16 protein-coding genes are annotated in these 17885 nt (G+C 39.0%); 12 read left to right on the forward strand and 4 right to left on the reverse strand.

The genetic code is table 11. The features are described 5' to 3' along the window. Positions 1–15 precede the first annotated feature (15 nt). The 12 genes from CDZ88_RS00605 (at position 16) to CDZ88_RS00660 (ending at position 12257) form a co-directional block, all read left to right on the forward strand. Positions 16–1110: a PRK06851 family protein gene (locus tag CDZ88_RS00605; RefSeq protein ID WP_198507798.1), complete on the forward strand. Its 1095-nt coding sequence runs from the start codon at positions 16–18 to the stop codon at positions 1108–1110. Between the two features lie 271 nt (positions 1111–1381). Next, positions 1382–2059 (forward strand): GGDEF domain-containing protein, encoded by a 678-nt coding sequence (locus CDZ88_RS00610; protein WP_100371710.1) that lies wholly within the window; start codon positions 1382–1384, stop codon positions 2057–2059. A 204-nt stretch (positions 2060–2263) separates the two neighbouring features. Continuing rightward, positions 2264–2770, forward strand: a complete 507-nt coding sequence (locus CDZ88_RS00615) for a hypothetical protein (RefSeq protein WP_100374550.1) — start codon at positions 2264–2266, stop codon at positions 2768–2770. Between the two features lie 10 nt (positions 2771–2780). Beyond that, complete coding sequence (locus tag CDZ88_RS00620) at positions 2781–3707, forward strand: alpha/beta hydrolase (RefSeq protein WP_157796427.1); 927 nt, start codon at positions 2781–2783, stop codon at positions 3705–3707. Between the two features lie 68 nt (positions 3708–3775). Next, complete coding sequence (gene pxpB, locus CDZ88_RS00625; RefSeq protein WP_232718687.1) at positions 3776–4498, forward strand: 5-oxoprolinase subunit PxpB; 723 nt, start codon at positions 3776–3778, stop codon at positions 4496–4498. Next, entirely contained in the window at positions 4498–5505 is a 1008-nt protein-coding gene (locus tag CDZ88_RS00630; RefSeq protein WP_100371713.1) for a 5-oxoprolinase subunit C family protein, read from the forward strand. The genes pxpB and CDZ88_RS00630 overlap by 1 nt, the downstream gene beginning before the upstream one ends. Positions 5506–5590: 85 nt before the next feature. Further along, positions 5591–6784, forward strand: a complete 1194-nt coding sequence (locus CDZ88_RS00635; RefSeq protein WP_100374551.1) for an NRAMP family divalent metal transporter — start codon at positions 5591–5593, stop codon at positions 6782–6784. Positions 6785–6801: 17 nt separating this feature from the next. Then, the gene (locus tag CDZ88_RS00640) at positions 6802–7599 is read left to right on the forward strand and encodes a LamB/YcsF family protein (RefSeq protein ID WP_100371714.1); all 798 of its coding nucleotides are present in this window, start codon (positions 6802–6804) and stop codon (positions 7597–7599) included. A gap of 336 nt (positions 7600–7935) precedes the next feature. Then, complete coding sequence (gene glsA / locus CDZ88_RS00645) at positions 7936–8877, forward strand: glutaminase A (protein WP_100371715.1); 942 nt, start codon at positions 7936–7938, stop codon at positions 8875–8877. Between the two features lie 313 nt (positions 8878–9190). Beyond that, the gene (locus CDZ88_RS00650) at positions 9191–9649 is read left to right on the forward strand and encodes a DUF3052 domain-containing protein (RefSeq protein WP_100371716.1); all 459 of its coding nucleotides are present in this window, start codon (positions 9191–9193) and stop codon (positions 9647–9649) included. Between the two features lie 126 nt (positions 9650–9775). Next, positions 9776–10612 carry a methyl-accepting chemotaxis protein gene (locus CDZ88_RS00655; protein WP_100371717.1) on the forward strand — a complete coding sequence of 279 codons (837 nt, stop codon included), beginning with the start codon at positions 9776–9778 and terminating at the stop codon, positions 10610–10612. 412 nt (positions 10613–11024) lie between these two features. Beyond that, complete coding sequence (locus CDZ88_RS00660) at positions 11025–12257, forward strand: MFS transporter (RefSeq protein WP_100371718.1); 1233 nt, start codon at positions 11025–11027, stop codon at positions 12255–12257. A gap of 74 nt (positions 12258–12331) precedes the next feature. On the opposite strand, the gene CDZ88_RS00665 is transcribed toward CDZ88_RS00660, so the two are convergent. The 4 genes from CDZ88_RS00665 to kynU form a co-directional block, all read right to left on the reverse strand. Next, positions 12332–14860 carry an EAL domain-containing protein gene (locus CDZ88_RS00665; RefSeq protein WP_100371719.1) on the reverse strand — a complete coding sequence of 843 codons (2529 nt, stop codon included), beginning with the start codon at positions 14858–14860 and terminating at the stop codon, positions 12332–12334. Between the two features lie 191 nt (positions 14861–15051). Next, positions 15052–15903, reverse strand: a complete 852-nt coding sequence (gene kynA, locus CDZ88_RS00670; RefSeq protein ID WP_100371720.1) for a tryptophan 2,3-dioxygenase — start codon at positions 15901–15903, stop codon at positions 15052–15054. A 13-nt stretch (positions 15904–15916) separates the two neighbouring features. Beyond that, a complete protein-coding gene (gene kynB / locus CDZ88_RS00675; RefSeq protein ID WP_100371721.1) occupies positions 15917–16558 on the reverse strand; it encodes an arylformamidase in 642 nt (213 codons plus the stop codon). Continuing rightward, complete coding sequence (kynU, locus tag CDZ88_RS00680; RefSeq protein ID WP_100371722.1) at positions 16558–17835, reverse strand: kynureninase; 1278 nt, start codon at positions 17833–17835, stop codon at positions 16558–16560. The genes kynB and kynU overlap by 1 nt, the downstream gene beginning before the upstream one ends. Positions 17836–17885: the final 50 nt, after the last annotated feature.

Consider the following 17885-nt stretch of genomic DNA (forward strand, 5'->3'; position numbering starts at 1 on the left):
CAGGAGGGTGATTTAGTGAAGGGACATATTCGACATTATTATGCGGGAGGAAATACAGCGAAAGGGTTTTATAGTCTGTATGATTCAGCCATTGATGAACTTGATCGTCTCTACATTTTAAAAGGAGGTCCAGGTACAGGGAAGTCAACATTAATGAAAGCGATTGGTGAAGAAATGGTCTCAAACGGGATCGATGTTGAGTACTTACATTGTTCTTCTGATACTCATTCAATTGATGGAATCATAATTCCTAAGCATAAGCTTGGAATTGTCGATGGAACACCTCCTCATGTTATCGAACCAAAAGCACCAGGGGTCGTAGAGGAATATGTCAATCTCGGGGTAGCGTGGGATCGTGAGAAGCTGATGCCACATAAAGAGGAAATTCTTCAATTAACGAAACAAATTTCTGAGCTTTTTCAGAAAGCTTATGATACATTCGCCGCCTCGCTCCGTGCTCACGATGACATTGAAGAGATCTATATTGCTAATATGGATTTTGTTAAGGCTGACCAATTAGCAGAAGAGTTGATCGAGAAGTTTTACGGAGAAGAAATGATCGGGAAGACTTCAAGTGTGAAACATCGATTTCTCGGTGCAGCTACTCCTGTAGGGGCTGTGGATTTTGTTCAAAACTTAACAGAAGATATTTTGGATCGTTATTTCATTAAGGGGCGAGCAGGATCAGGAAAGTCAACGATGCTAAAGAAAATCGCGCGAGCAGGAGAAGAACGAGGATTCGATGTGGAAGTGTATCATTGCGGCTTTGATCCCAATAGTTTGGATATGGTAATTATCAGGGAAAAAAGCATAGCGATTTTTGATAGTACAGCTCCGCATGAATATTTTCCGGAGCGAGATGGAGATCATATCGTTGATGTATATGAGCGATGTATTAATGAAGGAACTGATGAAACGTTTGCCGAAGACATTGCTCGGACGACTCAATCATATAAGGAGAAAATGAAAAAAGCGATCTCCTTTTTGTCGGAAGCAAAAACACAAAGAGATCAACTAGAAGCAATCTACATCGAGGCGATGGACTTCACTAAAGTAGATCGCATTCGTGAAAATCTACTGCAAGAAATTCTTGAATGTATAAGTGAATAAAGTTGTTTTACTAGGTGCTTTGAAACCTCTATTCAAAGTGCCTCTTTAGTAATGGGACATCTTGAAAGACAAGACACAAGGATTGACTAATTTATTAAAACTTCCGATTTAATGTAAGTGGACCAAATATTGTTGATTCTTCTGAAAACTAAGAAATATAATTAACAAGGAAGTAACTAGTACAAAGAAAGTGGATTCTTGAATAGGATTTAGTTATATTAACTTAGTAATATAGTTTGCTGCTGATAATTTAATTAAAGAGGAGGGTTATATGAAGCATACTGGTCGAATATCAAGCATCCTATTAGTGATGGTCATTCAAACGGCACACGTGATCTATTATATGAATCGAGATGGGTATGTTGATTTTATTGGTTGGATTGGATATCCTCTGTTGCTCTTGATTTCATACTGGACGGGATTGCAATATGATAAGGCGAATTATTATTCTGCGAAAGACCCACTGACGGACTTATACAATCGACGCTACATGATGAAATATTTTAAGAAATATTCACGTATGGCGAAAAGTAGAAAAAAAAAGCTCTTTATCCTTCTTTTTGATTGTGATCGTTTTAAAGAAATCAATGATCGCTATGGTCATGCCGTTGGGGATCAAATCCTTAGAGAAGTTGGTAAAGTGTTGTCGTATAAACGAAAAGAACTTTTTAGTGTAGCGAGATGGGGCGGGGATGAGTTTTTGGCGGTCGGTTGTTGTCAGGATCATACTGAGGTTCAGAGGTTAATGAAGGAACTAACACAGGCCTTTTATAATATTAAGGTGGAAAAAGTCAATGGACCGATCTCTATTTCCATTGGTTCAGTGATTCAAGAAGATGCAAATGGTTGTATGCATGAGTTAATCAGCGCTGCTGATGCATCGATGTATAATGAAAAGGGACGAGACAGACTTGTATACACAGAAAAAGAAAGTCTTCATTCTGTATGAAAAGTCTTTAAAGGCGAACTCCTTATTCAAAGAAGAATGATCTATATGGTCATTCTTTTTTTGATGCTGCTCAGATGTTTTAACATGTCTAGAAAGAGGAACTTAGACATGTTAGGAAACGGTAGATGGTTCAGTTTCTACATAGGACTTACTTATGGTACGATCTACATATTGAAAAAAATCCCAAGGGGTGAGCATAATACAATGTATGATCCAACTATTTTTGATAATTTAAAAGTCGCGTTTGAGAATTATATATATGATCTAGATAATTTAGATGAGATGATTGCGATTAATCATCGTATCGATCGAATTGAGATGTCCGTCATGGCAAGAGAGTTTGCAATGTGCTTTTCCTTGCGCCAACGTCCGGATGTCTCAGCTAAGATTTCTTTACAGACATCAGTTCAGGATCTAGCCTCAGAAATATTAGAAAGAGATGACGATGATATCGGATGCTTATTATCGGTTCAATTCCAAATGCATGTATCAGATGTTGAGAAGAAATGTCCTGAAATTGAAGAGATATTAGCTGATATTTGGCAACCTGAAGTACCAATTACTCAAACGTTAAGTTGGGAATACGGCAAACGAGAAACGAGCTACGAGAATTTGATCACTGTCTCATTCCCATCAAAGATCAATGAGGAACAAATGGAACAGATACCTGAATTTATTGATCACGTATTATGGAGTTTACGGAAGTTATAGAGGTGATGATATGAATCAGATAGAGCAAGCCCTTCAACGAATTCGTGACGCAAATGAAGATTTTAACCAAATCGATTCAAGGCTAAAAGAAGATATGCTAGTGTATCTTGATTATTATCAACTAACGTGTTCGGAAGTGGAACATCGTTATGGATATGAAGAAATTGATGGGAAGAGGATTTTCTTACAGTCTTTCTGGCCTAAAGAAGCAAAAGCCGTAGTCTTAGTCGTTCACGGGTATTTTGATCATACAGGGACGATGAGTTCTTTGATTCGTTATTTGACGAGTCATGGGTACGCTGTTTTCAGCTATGATCTAGAAGGTCATGGCTTATCAAGTGGAGAACGTGCTTGTATAGATGATTTCACTCAATATGTCGAGGTGTTTAAAGCGATCAGTCAACGACATATCTTCCAAGCCTCACTTCCAAATGCAGTGATTGCTCATAGTACGGGGGCCGCTGTGGTGATCGATTGCGTTCTTCGTTCGAGCGCTTTTCATAAGGTCGTTTTATTAGCGCCACTAGTCCGTTCTTATAGATGGCATGTTTCAAGGTTTGGACGAAAGGTAATTGGACCACTTTTTCAATCAGCCAAACGAGTATATCGTGTGAACTCTTCTAGTGAAGGGCATCTAAATTTTGTGAAGAAGGACCCACTGCAACATGATCTCTTACCGTTTCGGTGGCTAGATGCGCTTTATAACTGGAATTTACGTATTAAGGAGCAGGCAGAATCTAACAAGAAAGTCCTTGTTATTCAAGGTAATTTAGATAAAACGGTGGACTGGCGTTACAATTGTCCTTTTATTCATGAAAAGTTACCGAATAGTGAAATAGTCATGGTTGATGGAGGAGATCATCAACTGATCAATGAGAGTATGCCGATAAGAGAATTAACATTTTCATTAATTGATCAGTATTTAAAAGAACAATAAGAGAATTATTATATGATTATAGTGAGTGGAATGAAATCCATTTAATTAGAGAGGAGAGGATGATTATGATGAACGAAAAGGTGACAATCCGCTCTTTCGGCGATACGTCAATCATTGTCTCGTTTGGTAATGAGATTGATAGCAATATACATAACCGAGTAAAGGCATTTACAGAGTATCTTGACAGACATCCTATTGTCGGGATGGTTGAGTATGTCTTAGCTTTTACAAGTGTGACTATTTTTTATGATCCTCTTGAAGTTGTTCAACGGAAGAGGACAGAGGAAGTGTATTCACCGTATAAACTCGTGCGAATAGAAGTGGAAGAGGCACTTTCGAAGGTGAAATCGACGCAATCAAATCGCGGAAGACAGGTGGAAATTCCTGTTTATTATGGTGGTGAATATGGAGAAGATTTAGAATTTGTCGCAAGCCATAATGAATTGTCTGTAGAAGAAGTCATCGACATTCACTCATCTGCAGAATACCTTGTGTATATGATTGGATTTGCACCTGGATTTCCATACTTAGGAGGGGTGTCAGAGCGTATTGCTACGCCACGAAGATCAAGTCCACGGTCTTCCATTTCAAAAGGATCAGTCGGTATTGCAGGGAAACAGACTGGTGTATATTCATTATCAACACCTGGTGGTTGGCAAATTATAGGGCGCACACCATTGGAACTGTTTCGCCCTCATGAGAAGACCCCGTCTTATTTGCAACCAGGTGATCGGATTCGATTTACTCAAATTACACTAGATCAATACCACGCATATAAGGAGGAAGTTTGATGAGCATAAAAGTATTACGCCCAGGGCTATTAACAACGATTCAAGATCTAGGTCGTTATGGTTATCAGAAGTATGGCGTAATTGTCAGTGGAGCAATGGATACCTATGCTCATCGAATGGCAAATATCTTAGTTGGTAATAATGAAGGAGAGGGTTGTCTTGAAATTACCCTCACAGGACCTACTCTCGAAATAAAAACAGATGTGTTACTTTCAATTACTGGAGGCAACCTATCTCCAAGCATCGGGAACCGTCAACTTCCTTTATGGAGACCCGTGTTTGTAAAAAAAGGAAGCATCATCCGTTTTGGAAAAGGTCTCTCTGGATGCAGAGCTTATGTAGCTGTTGCTGGCGGGTTTAATGTGGCTGATGTTATGGGAAGCAAAAGTACATACATACGAGCAGAAATCGGAGGATTTCATGGACGAGCGTTACAAGAAGGAGATGAGATTCGTATTGGAAAAGGGGAGTCTGCTCATTTTCATTACTTCTCTAACACCTTGAAAAAATCCGGAACCAAACTTTTTTATGCACCGACTTGGCGAACGAAATCTCATGTGAATCAAGCGAAGAATGAGGTTTTGATACGAGTTATGCAAGGCACCCATCACGATCTATTTACAGAAGAGGCACAAAAGCAGTTCTTTACCAGCTCGTTTCATGTGACACCTCAGTCAGATCGAATGGGGTACCGGTTAAAAGGGCCACAGCTTGAGTTAAACAAAGAATATGATGTGATTTCTGAAGCTGTACCATTAGGAACGATTCAAGTTCCGTCGGATGGCAACCCAATTATTCTATTAGCAGATCGTCAAACAACAGGGGGATACCCGAGAATCGGGCAAGTGATCTCGGTCGATATTCCTAAGCTAGCACAGCTCAAACCAGGTGAAAAAATTGTTTTTAATGAAGTTACTTTAGAAGAAGCTGAGAATCTTTACTTAATGAGGGAACGAGAGTTTAAAGATGTGAAGATGGGAATTTGGTTGAAGTGGCTTAATGATTAAGGCATGTGAAAAAATACGGACGCTATGGATCTGAGGAAAGGTGAACACGTTGAAACCAAACTCACTAGATGAACAACAAGGAAAAATGACAGCAAAAGAACGTCTAAGTGCAATGATGGGAGCGGCATTTTTAATGGCTACTTCTGCGATCGGACCAGGCTTTCTAACCCAGACTGCTGTATTTACAGAAGAATTATTGGCAAGCTTTGCTTTTATTATTTTAGCCTCGATCATTTTAGATATCGGAGCACAAATGAACATTTGGAGAATTATAGCCGTTTCAAAAATGAGAGGACAAGAAATTGCGAATGCAGTCTTCCCGGGTCTTGGTTATGTCGTGGCGTTTTTTATCGTGTTAGGCGGACTTGCGTTTAACATTGGTAACGTAGCTGGTGGAGGTCTTGGTGTCAACGCCCTAATGGGGCTTGATACGAGAATTGGTGCTGTGATGACAGGAGCAATTTGTATTTTGATCTTTTCACTAAAAGAAGCGAATGTAGCGATGGACAAAATTGTTCGTTATCTAGGAGGGTTGATGATTCTCCTAACGACATATGTCATGTTCGTGAGTAAGCCTCCTTATGCAGAAGCTGCGTTACGTACTGTAGCTCCGCTTGAATTGGACTTTTTAGCCCTTATCACCGTGGTAGGAGGTACAGTCGGCGGTTACATTACCTTCGCTGGTGGACATCGATTATTAGAAGCTGGAATCTCCGGGAAAGAAAACATTCGTCAGGTGACCAATACCGCGGTGTCTGGGATCGTGGTTGCTTCCATTATGAGATTCATTCTTTTCCTAGCCGTACTTGGTGTCGTTTCAGCTGGCTTTGCTTTAAACGCTGAGAACCCGACAGCTTCTGTTTTCCAAATTGCGGCAGGTGAGGTAGGATATCGCATATTCGGTCTTGTCTTGTGGGCGGCTGGAATTACGTCTGTTATTGGAGCAGCTTATACATCTGTTACCTTTTTAACGACGTTCCACTCAAGCATTGAGAGAAATAAAAATTATTGGACGATCGGATTCATCGTCTTTTCTACAGCGGTCTTTTCCATCATTGGTCGTCCTGTGACTTTGTTGATTTTAGCTGGGGCATTTAATGGCTTGATTCTTCCATTAACACTATCATGTGTACTGTTAGCGGCACATCGATCGAAAATTGTCGGTGACTACAAACACCCAATATGGATGACTGTTTTTGGTGCGATCATCGTACTTTTAACTATCTATTTAGGTATCTATACATTAATTCAGATGGTTCCACAGTTATTCGGCGCGTAAAGGGAGGAATTATATTTATGAAGCAAATAGATTTAAATTGTGATTTAGGAGAGAGTTTTGGCTCCTATACAATTGGTCAAGATGAGCTGATTTTAGATCATATTTCATCAGCGAACATCGCTTGTGGTTATCATGCAGGCGATCATAATGTGATGGCAAAGACCGTGAAGATGGCAAAAGAAAAAGGGGTGAGCATCGGTGCTCATCCAGGGTTTCAGGATTTAATGGGGTTTGGTCGACGAGTGATTGAGACAAGTCAAATAGACATCTATAATTCGGTTGTTTATCAAATCAATGCGTTAAAAGGGTTCTGCCAACTATATAATGTACGTATGAAACACGTGAAACCACATGGAGCTTTGTATAATATGGCCGCAAAGGATGCTGGGGTTGCCAAAGCCATTGCTGAGGCTGTCTATGATGCAGATGCTACTCTAATTTTATTTGGGTTATCAGGCAGTGAGCTAACGAAAAAAGGAGAAGAACTTGGTTTAACAGTCGCTCATGAAGTTTTTGCAGACCGTACGTACCAACGCGATGGTTCATTAACACCACGAACACAGACAAATGCGCTTCTTCACGATACAGATGAAGCTGTGAAGCAAGTATTGCAAATAGTTCAAACAGGAACGGTGGTTGCAGTAGACGGAACGACGATTCCAATAAAATCAGATACCATCTGCATACACGGGGACGGGGAGCATGCGTTAGCGTTTGCTGATAGTTTAAATAAAATCATAACAACGAATGGCATTAAGATTAAACCTATACAGCAAGGCATTACCATGTTTGAAGATTCATCAGACAAAGCTTAGAAGAAATTATAAATAAACAAAAAAATAAGACTGCAGCAAAAGATTTATGCTGTAGTCTTATTTTTGATTGTTTCATTACTTACCTGATTTTTGGCTTCTTCTAACATGGCATTTATGGATTGTATGTACTCTTTTAAACTCATGATTTTTTCTCCTCCAATGGTTGTTTTGTTGTTACAAGTATTATTGCCATATTCGTTATTCTATAAACCTATCAACTAAATAATAGTACGAAAGTCGGTATGGGTAAGCGTTTCTTGACACTTATTTTCTAAAAATTGATTAAGTGGTTTAGCATTAGGGAATCGATGAAGTATTGAGATAAGGGAGGAAAAAATGTTGAAAAAAATTAATGATGACATAAAAGCGTATCTAGAGAAGATTATTAAAGAAGAGAAGCAAGAAGCGAGAGATGGCAAAATTCCTGAGTATATTGAAAAAATAGACAACGAAGATCACGGGGCTATTTCTGTCGCAATCACAGGCCTTGATGGTCGGTGCATTCAAGCGGGTGATGATGATGGGAAATTCTCAATTCAAAGTATTTCTAAAGTGATTTCACTTGCTGTTGCATTGATGGACCGTGGCGAGGAAGAAGTATTTAAACATGTTGGCAAAGAACCGACTGGCGATCCTTACCATTCAATAAGTAAGATGGAGCTTCAGCAGGACGGAGGGCCATTAAACCCTATGGTCAATGCCGGTGCTATTGCTGTAGTCGGTCAAATTAAAGGGAGTTCTGTCGATGAGAAGTTTGGTAAGGTACTAGACTTAACTCGAAAGCTCGCAGCCAATGATCAGATCGACTATAGCGAGAATATCGTCGAGGCAGAAGGTCATGACATGAATCGTGCTCTGTTTTTCTATAATCGGTACGTTGGATTTGTTAAAGGCGAGATAGAAGATGTTCTACCCGTTTATTGGAGAATGACATCGATTGAGATGACGATTACAGATCTTTCTCGTATTGCTGCAGTTATTGCCAATTATGGACAAGATCTTGATACAGGTGAGCAGCTTATACCAAGAGATGTTGTCAAAGTGTTAAAGACGTTTATGGTCACATGTGGCATGTATGATCAATCTGGTACATTTGCTGTAGATATAGGCATTCCTGCTAAAAGTGGAATTTCAGGTGGAATTATGGCTGCGATACCAGGTCGAATGGGTATTGCTGTTCTTGGACCAGACTTAAATCGACACAATAACAGCATAGCTGGTATTCGTCTATTAAAGAAGATATCAGATCAGTGGGATTTAAGTTTGTTTAATCAATAAAACAGAAGTTTACCCTCCATAAAAAAGGCGCCCCTGGTGCAGGCGCTAAAAAAATAGGAGGTTTTTATACGGTTATGGAGAAAGTTAACCTACAACAAATAAAAGTAGAGTAAACGAATAAAATAGTTGTTGTTTCCTAATGCATCCCCAACGCATCAAGAATAGTACAGTTTACGCAGAAGAAAAAAGTTTGCATAGACAAGCGACATGTTTGTACAAGAAATCCGCAAGTACCGTTGTTTATATAGTGACTTGATATAGGAATGGGTGCTTGAAAAGGGTATAGTTAAGTAAAACATAAGGGTGAGATATATTGGAGACAAAAAGTCCTATCATAAAAAAGCTACAATTAAAAGATCAATCCACTCCAGTCCTAATTGTTAATGCACCGATCGAGTACAAGGAGGTCATGGAGCAATTCTCTGCCCCTCTTCATACAGAACGCGTGGAACAAGAGTATTTTTTTATTCAAGTATTTGGAACAGAAAAAGATACACTTCAAGCAAATGTGAAAGAACAAGTTCGAGCGATAGCCGATGATGGACTTTTTTGGGTTTGTTATCCCAAAAAGACATCGAAAGCCTATAAAGGCTCAGATTGTAGTCGGGATATAGTCGGCGCGATGTTAGCTGATGAGGGGTATGAGCCTGTTCGACAAGTAGCAATTGATGAAGATTGGTCAGCACTCCGATTTCGTAAAGTTGAACATATCAAGTCGTTGAAACGCAAAGTCGCAGTGTCAGAGAAAGGAAAGCAACGAATTTCAGAATAATTAAAGACCACCTCATTAAAATGCTTGCTCTTATGCAAAAACAGTGGTTACAATGAGAGTATAATCCTTTGTTTCTGCGACTTTTGACACAAGCAGGACATCTGTTAAATTGAGGTGGATCTACATATGAGTATGAAAAAAACAGACCAAGAAATTTTTGATGCGATCATTACAGCCGCTCCATTTATTCAACGAGCTGCGAAGGAAGAAATCGCAATTTCGATTTGCGATCATGAAACATGGTTGCTTCAGCTTGATCACCCCACATTAGTGTTAGGCAATAAAACGGGCGATCCCGTATCGAAAGATGATCCAGTGATTCAAAGTGCTTTAAACGGCCAAGGTGGGATGGGCCGACCTCCATATGAAGTGTATGGAATGCATTTCTTTGGTAAAACGTCTCCTATCATCAATGATGGACGTGTAATCGGTGCAATCGGTATGGCTTACAATATTGAAATATTAATGAAGATGGAAACAAATATTGAGAAATTAAATAATATTACAGCGAGCATTCAGCAATTAATTGAGAAAATCATTGCACAAGCAAGCCAGCTAAGCATAACGAATAATGAACTATATGTACTTTCTGAGCGCTCAAAAGAAAATTCTGAAGAGGTTAATCAGATCCTTGATTTAATGAACAATATTTCAAGACAGACGAACATCCTTGGACTCAATGCGAGTATTGAAGCTGCCAGAGCAGGAGATGCAGGAAAAGGTTTTTCAGTTGTTGCTAACGAGGTGAGGTCAGTGTCGAAAGAGACAGCTTCATCTTCAGACAAGATCAATCATTCAATCTCAACCATCGAAGATAATCTTTCTCAAATGATTATGAGCTTAACAACAATTCGTGGTTTGACAGAAGATCAGACGTTATTAGTAGAGAACGTCGCAGCGACACTAGATACACTCTCTACAATTATCCGTGAATTACACAGTTATATGAAAACGCTAGGCTAAGCATTAGGCAATCTCATCAATATTGATGAGATTGTCTTTTTTTTGTGAGGGAAGCTAGTCGTATTATAAAAACTAGTGAACTATTAAGTCTGTGTGAAGGGTAGCTAGTGTTTACACACCACAATCAATATATAAGCTATAACTTTTATCAGTTTGTAATGCTAGATTTACACTTGCTCAATACTTTTCCTTTAGTATAGATCTTGTATGAAATACTGGTTGAAGAGTAAATGAGGGAAAAGTGTAGAAATTTGGTTTGATGTCTACATTTAAAACAGTTAAGCGGGTGAGGTTCAATCTCCCCTGCTTTCTTCAATAATTATCAAAGCATCTATCGTCAAGCTCTCCTTTTGAAGCATAGAACAAGAATCTACTCAAGAACAATCGGAAGACTAGAAATGAGTGAAAGAAAATGAAAACGAGGAAAAAACAGAGTAACTCTGTGACAGTTGTATCCTTGATCACTGCTTTATGTTTACTAGGTGATTCAATGCTCTATGTTGCGCTGCCTATTTACTATGAAAATGTTGGGTTGGCTTCACTATGGGAGGTCGGATTAATTCTATCAGTGAATAGATTCGTTCGAATTCCTATTAACCCGATAGTGGGGAAGGTCTATCGTAAGCTACCTTTACGTGTTGGTTTATTAATTGCTATTGTGTTAGCAGTGACAACAACGATTGGTTATGGTATCGGCTACGGATTATTTACTTGGTTAATCTTAAGAATCTTATGGGGTGTGGCATGGTCATTTTTACGGTTAGGTGGATTTTTACTCGTTATTGATCAATCAAATGATTCAAACCGTGGGGAGAATATAGGGCGATACAATGGGCTATACAGGCTAGGAAGTTTAGGAGGAATGTTAGGAGGCGGAATCTTAGCTGCATTAATAGGGTTTGAACATACTGCGATTTTATTTGGTTTATTGATGATAAGTGGTATTCCGATCATTATCCGTATGCTTCCTAGAGATGTAACAGCCTCAAAGAAGGGTTCAGTTAGTGGTTCATCTAAACCGAAAATAATGTTACCGCAATCAGGCTCTATAATTGCTGTTGTCGCCAGTGGAATGATAATTTCTTTTTTGATTCAAGGGGTATTTAGTTCATCTATCAGTCTAGTAATGGCTACTCATTACGGAGATGAATTAATGATCGTTGGCTTCACTATAGGTGTAACTGCCGTAGCGGGGATATTACAAGGTGTTCGATGGTTATGGGAGCCGTATTTAGCAAGGAAATTTGGACAATGGTCTGACGGTAGACAAGGAAGATTACCAATCTATATATCCGCTCTAATTGTATCGATGGTCGGGTTTTTATTAATTCCGATTCAATTTTCATTAGTTTTATGGGTTGTTTTCGCTTTGATTGTGATGGCTGCATCCACAGCATTAACGACTATCAATGATACGATCACAGCAGATATTGCAAAACAAAGCGATGCGAACCAGGTGCTGACAACTTACACAGTATTTTTAGATGTAGGGGCGGCGCTTGGACCATTATTCATCTATGGGGTTTTATCATGGGGGGCTAGCCTTCAACTCATTTTTTCTTTTTCTGCTTTGTTATTTCTAATATTAGCCATGTTTTGGTCTTATGTACTTCAAAAAGAATATTCAAATGCTATTACGTTATAACAGTGAACAACCCTCCACATTTTTTAAAAAGTGGAGGGTTTTCTCAATCTGCTAAAAAGGTAAAATTACTATAATTACCTGGGTAGCTCGATTGATAGTATCTTTGATTGAATCAGCATAGACTGCAATTTTTCAGGTGGGACTGGCTTACTGAATATAAAGCCTTGAATTTTTAAAGAAGAAGAAAGTTGTCCGAAAAATTGTAGCTGACTGATTGTTTCAACTCCTTCGATCACCACATCCATCTGTAACTCTTTAGCAAGATAAATGACACTTTTGACAATCGCTTGTGCTTTAATATCTTCATCTATTTGTTGGACGAGTTGTTTATCGATCTTAATTGTATCTAGGTTATATTTCATCAGATACGACAGAGAAGAATAGCCTGTGCCGAAATCATCTAAAGAAAATGTCACACCGAGTTCTCTTAAGTCGTTCATTTCTTTTAAGGCGACGTCTTGATGTAACACTGATGATTCCGTAATTTCTAACTCAATAAGCTCGGCTGGCACATGATGTTTTTCCATACACTCTTGAACATAATCTTTAAACTTAGATCTCATTAATCGCTTTGGGGAGACGTTAATCGAGATTGGAACAATAGGGACTCCCGCTTCGAGCCAGGTACGAATTTGTGCACAGACGGTATCAATCACCCAATCACCGATTTCAAAGATCAAACCGTTCTCCTCAGCGAGAGGAATAAACTGAGCAGGTGATACATTTCCCCAATCTGGATGCTGCCATCGTAAAAGAGCCTCGGCTCCAGAGATTGTCCCATCATCGGCTTCGACTTTAGGTTGATAATGAAGATGTAATTGTTGTTCTGATATGGCTTGTCTTAAATCTTTCTCTAATTGAAATGTTTTATAAGATTCAAGATTCATACTTGGTGTATAGAATTGGTAATCAGAGCGATGAGTACGCTTTACTCGTTGCATCGCGATATAAGCTAAATGAAGTAATTGGTTTGATTTCTTTCCATCAGCTGGATAAGAGCTGATTCCTATGCGTGTTGTTAACAACACTTCATATTCATTAATAAGAAGAGGTTTCTTCGATTCTTGAATAATTGCCTCAGCTAGTTCTTGCGTCGCGGATAGAGTAGCATGAATAAAAATAGCAAATTCATCGCCATTAATCCTCGCTACAAAAGTACCATCTGCTGTTAATTTAGTCAGCCTAGAAGCTAGTGCTTTTATAATGCAGTCACCGACATGATGACCTAATGTATCATTTATTTGACTGAAGCGATCGATTGCTAGATAAAGGACGAACACAGGCTCACTCTTGAGGTTACTTTGTAAGTTAGCTTCAAAGTGAGAGCGATTTGGTAACCCAGTCAAGTAATCATGTTCTGTAATAAACTGTAGTCTTTGCTCATATTGTTTTTGCTGAGTGATATCCGATGAGATTCCATTTAGATGGATCAATTCACCATCATCATTAAAGATCGGAATGGTTTGGTCATCAATCCATTTGAGCTCATCTAGTGGGGTAATTATTCGGTATTGATGGCGGATTTTTTTTCCGTTTTCTAGAATTTTTTGAGCTTCTAAAACGTCTGGTAAATCTTCAGGATGAACCAGTTCTAACCATAACTTAGGGTTGGAGATGAATGTGTCTTGTTCAACCCCATAAACGCTATAGGCGCCGTCAGAACAATAAGTCATTTGTCCTTTTTTTACGTCGTAAGACCAAATCGTCGCGTCAAGAGAGTTATATATTTCTAACGACTCCGCTGTTTGTTGTAATAATTTCTCCTCGGTGTACTTCATACGTGTGGTGTCATAGATAATACCGTAAACTTCTTTTAAGTCCCCATTTGAATTAAATGATGCTTTCCCCTTAACTAGAGCTACTTTTTTTACATCAAGGAGATTGGAGAAAGTGCACTCCAATTCAAATTGACCAGCATTATTTTTCGCATTATAAATCGCAGTGATTAGTTGCAGTTCCTCTCCCTTGGTCGTAAATGACATCACTTCATCTAAACCACGACCAGATGTCTCATAGGAGAGGGAGAAAAAGTTGCAAACTTGCCTTGATAAAAAAACTTTGCCGGTAGTTGCTGAGTATTTCCAACTGCCAATATTGGCTAATTTTTGAGCCATATTGAGGTGATCTTTTATTTGAAGCAAGTCATGTTTCGTCTGAGTCATCGCGGAAATATCCTTTGCAATACCATAAACACCAATGACCTCACCATAATCTTGAATGGGAATATTGGTAATATGAATATAAACGAGATGACCGTCTTTATGGTAAGCGGCGGTTTTATAATGTACGGTTTGTCCGTTTAGAACTTTCTGAAAGTACGTCAAGACACGCTTTTTTTCTGATTGTGGAAGGAAGTTATTATAATGGTGTTTCATTTCTTCTATTGAATATCCGAATAATTCAGATAATTTCCGGTTTAGTTCAATAACTTTTCCTTCTCTATCGAGTGTATAGACGCCATCTGGGTAATGATCAAAGATTTTCTGGTGCATCCTTAACGAGTCAGCAATTAGCTGGTGATCTTGAAGTTGAAAAACTAATTCTTGTTTCTTTCTTGATAATACGTATCGTTTTATATGTCTTTTTAACGTTTTATTCTCCATATGACCATCTCATTTCAATTATTCATTCATTTAGTAAGAAAATAATCCTATGTCTATGGAATTGATTATACTATGTTCATGTCGACAAAAGAAGATATATGGTGAAAAAATACATGTTGAATTTGTTATATATTTCTAAATTGAAAATAGCAAGGTTTGTTGGTCATGAACAAACCTTGCTATTAATTGATTTAGATTTTTGTTCGTAAACTCCAAAGTTCAGGGAAGAAACGTTGGTCGAGAACTTTTTTCAAATAATGGACGCCGGAAGATCCACCTGTTCCTGTCTTAAACCCAATAATTCGTTCAACGGTTTTCATATGTCTAAAGCGCCACTGCTGAAGCCAATCCTCGATATCGACAAGCTTCTCAGCTAATTGATAGAGGTCCCAATAGTTTTCGACATCTTTGTAGACCGTGAGCCAAGCTTCTTCTACACTTTCATCTTCTTCGTAAGGCTTCGAAACATCTCGGTTTAGAATGGAACTGTTAATGTGAAGACCTGTTTTGGCTAATGCTTGAATTGCTACATCGTATAAGCCAGGGCTATGATAAGCGATTTTCAATTGCTTGTGTAGTTCTGGGTCTTTTTCGTAAATCTTCAAAATGTGCGGTGTTTTATAGCCAAGGGCAAATTCAATCATTCGATATTGATACGATTGAAAACCTGAGGCTTGTCCAAGTGAATCACGAAATTCCATGTATTCAGCAGGAGTAAGAGTTGAAAGAACATCCCAAGCTTGAATAATTTGGGATTGAATTTTTGAGACGCGTGCTAACTGCTTAAAGGACGTTTGCAGATCACCTGCTTGAATGCTTTTCACCGCTGCCGTCGTTTCGTGAAGAATCAGCTTCATCCAGAGCTCGCTCACTTGATGAATAATAATAAAGAGCATTTCATCATGGTGATCTGATAAGAGGTGTTGGCTCGATAAAACTTGCTCGAGCCCTAAATATTCACCGTAGGTCATATTTTCTTTGAAATCTGTATGGATGCCTTTTTCATTTGCTGTTGTTTTAGGGGTATTGTCTTCTGGTGACATCGGTCATTCTCCTTTATTTTGTAGAGTTGAGAGGACGGATCACGGCGCGAACCGGACTACCGTCCCCTTTTCTTATCGGTAAAGGAAGAGCAATGAGCTCATAATCTCCTTTTGGAACATGATCAAGCATTGTATTTTCTAGGATCGCGATATTATGTTGATAAAGAGCATGGTGACCTGTAAGCTCTTTACTATCTGGATGGTCGACAGAAGGGACGTCGACACCGAGTAACTGTATTCCTACTTCATGTAAATAGTTGGCACCGCAACTTGTCACAGTTGGAAAGTCTGGTGGGAATTGAGTAGGGTTATTTGGAATAGACGTTTTGACTAAGAGACGAGTAACTCCTTTAAGGTCAAATTGACTAAACATCGCTTCATCTAGCATAGAATACGAAGAGCCATCAATGACTCGTGCATGCCCGATGTAGCGATTGATATCAAGATCAAGGGTGCGAGCTCCCTGATTATCAAAATGAAACGGAGCATCAATATGTGTTCCAGAATGAAGACTTGTCGTGATCTTGCCGATATTGACTGAACCAGTGTTCTCTTTTGTATACTCTGTGACATAGGAGAAAGGAGTGTCACCAGGCCAATGGGCAAGTTGATCATCAAGTGGTTGCGAAATATCAATCCATTTTTTCTCATTCATTATGCAATGACTCCTCGCTTGTTTTCGTAGTTTTTATACGTTTCCTCGCGCATGATCTGTTTTAATATTTGCACACTATTCCATACATCTTCATACGTATTGTAGAGGGCGACAGGCGCAAGACGAATGCCGTTTGGTGAACGAAAGTCAGGTGTAATACCTTTGTCTTTTAACGCTTTGCATATTCTCGCTGCCTCAGGATGCTCGATAAACAAATGCCCACCACGCTTATGGTCGTCTTTCGGATTTTGGAACACAAATCCACCCTCGGGTATCTCTTGAGTGATCGCTGCTTGCATAAAACGAGTAAGAGCAAGTGATTTTTTTCGAATATTTTCAATACCAGCCTCATGAAATAATTGTAAAGAACCAATAAGAGGTGCGATGCTAAGAACATGAGGGGTACCTATTTGAAAAGCGCCAGCATCTAGTGCAGGTGTTAACGTGTGCTCCATATCAAATTGCTTACTCTTATCGGAACTAAACCAACCAGCTAGACCAGGCGTTATTCCGAAATGTTTCTTATTTACGTACAAGCCACCGACAGCACCCGGACCAGCATTAAGGTGCTTATAATTACACCAAAAAGCAAAATCAACATCCCATGCACTTAATTCATGAGGAATTGAACCGATTGAATGACATAAATCAAATCCAATGAGAATGTTGCGCTTATGTGCTTCTTCTGTTAGACGTTTCATGTCGAGGACTTGTCCACTGCGATATAAAATACTTGATAGCAGGATGAGTGCTACATCGTCATTCATTTGCGCGATAATGTCATCTTCTAGTATTGTATGCCCATCTCGACTTTTTACTTGAATGAGATGTTCAGTCGGATCAAGATTTTTTAATCGGAGTTGACTTTGTAAGGCATAGATATCACTAGGGAAATTTAGCTCATCAGCAAGAATGTTCGTGCGATTTTTTGTAGGTTGATAGAATGTGGAGATTAGTTGATGCAAGTTAGTCGTTGTCGAACCTGTTACTAAAACCTCAGCTCCTGTTGCGCCGACAAGTGGTGCCATCTGTTCTCCTAATGACTCACTGAGGTAATACCATGGATGCTCACCATCTGTCCACCCATCAATTCCGTGCTTTTTCCATGAATCAAGCAAATGTAATAAAGTATTTTCTGCTCGCTTGGAGAGAAGGCCCAGTGAGTTACCATCTAAATAAATGCGACCCTTTTGTGTGTAGAACTCATCACGAAAAGGAGCCAGTGGATCTTTCTGATCAAGATTTTTTGCGTAATCTAGCGTTAATTGTTCTGACATTGTTGAACTCCACCTTTGGTCTGTGATTAATGAAGTGAAAATTATGAATA

It is taken from the genome of Bacillus sp. FJAT-45037 (genome assembly GCF_002797325.1).
Classification (GTDB): Bacteria; Bacillota; Bacilli; order Bacillales; family Bacillaceae_D; genus Alkalihalophilus.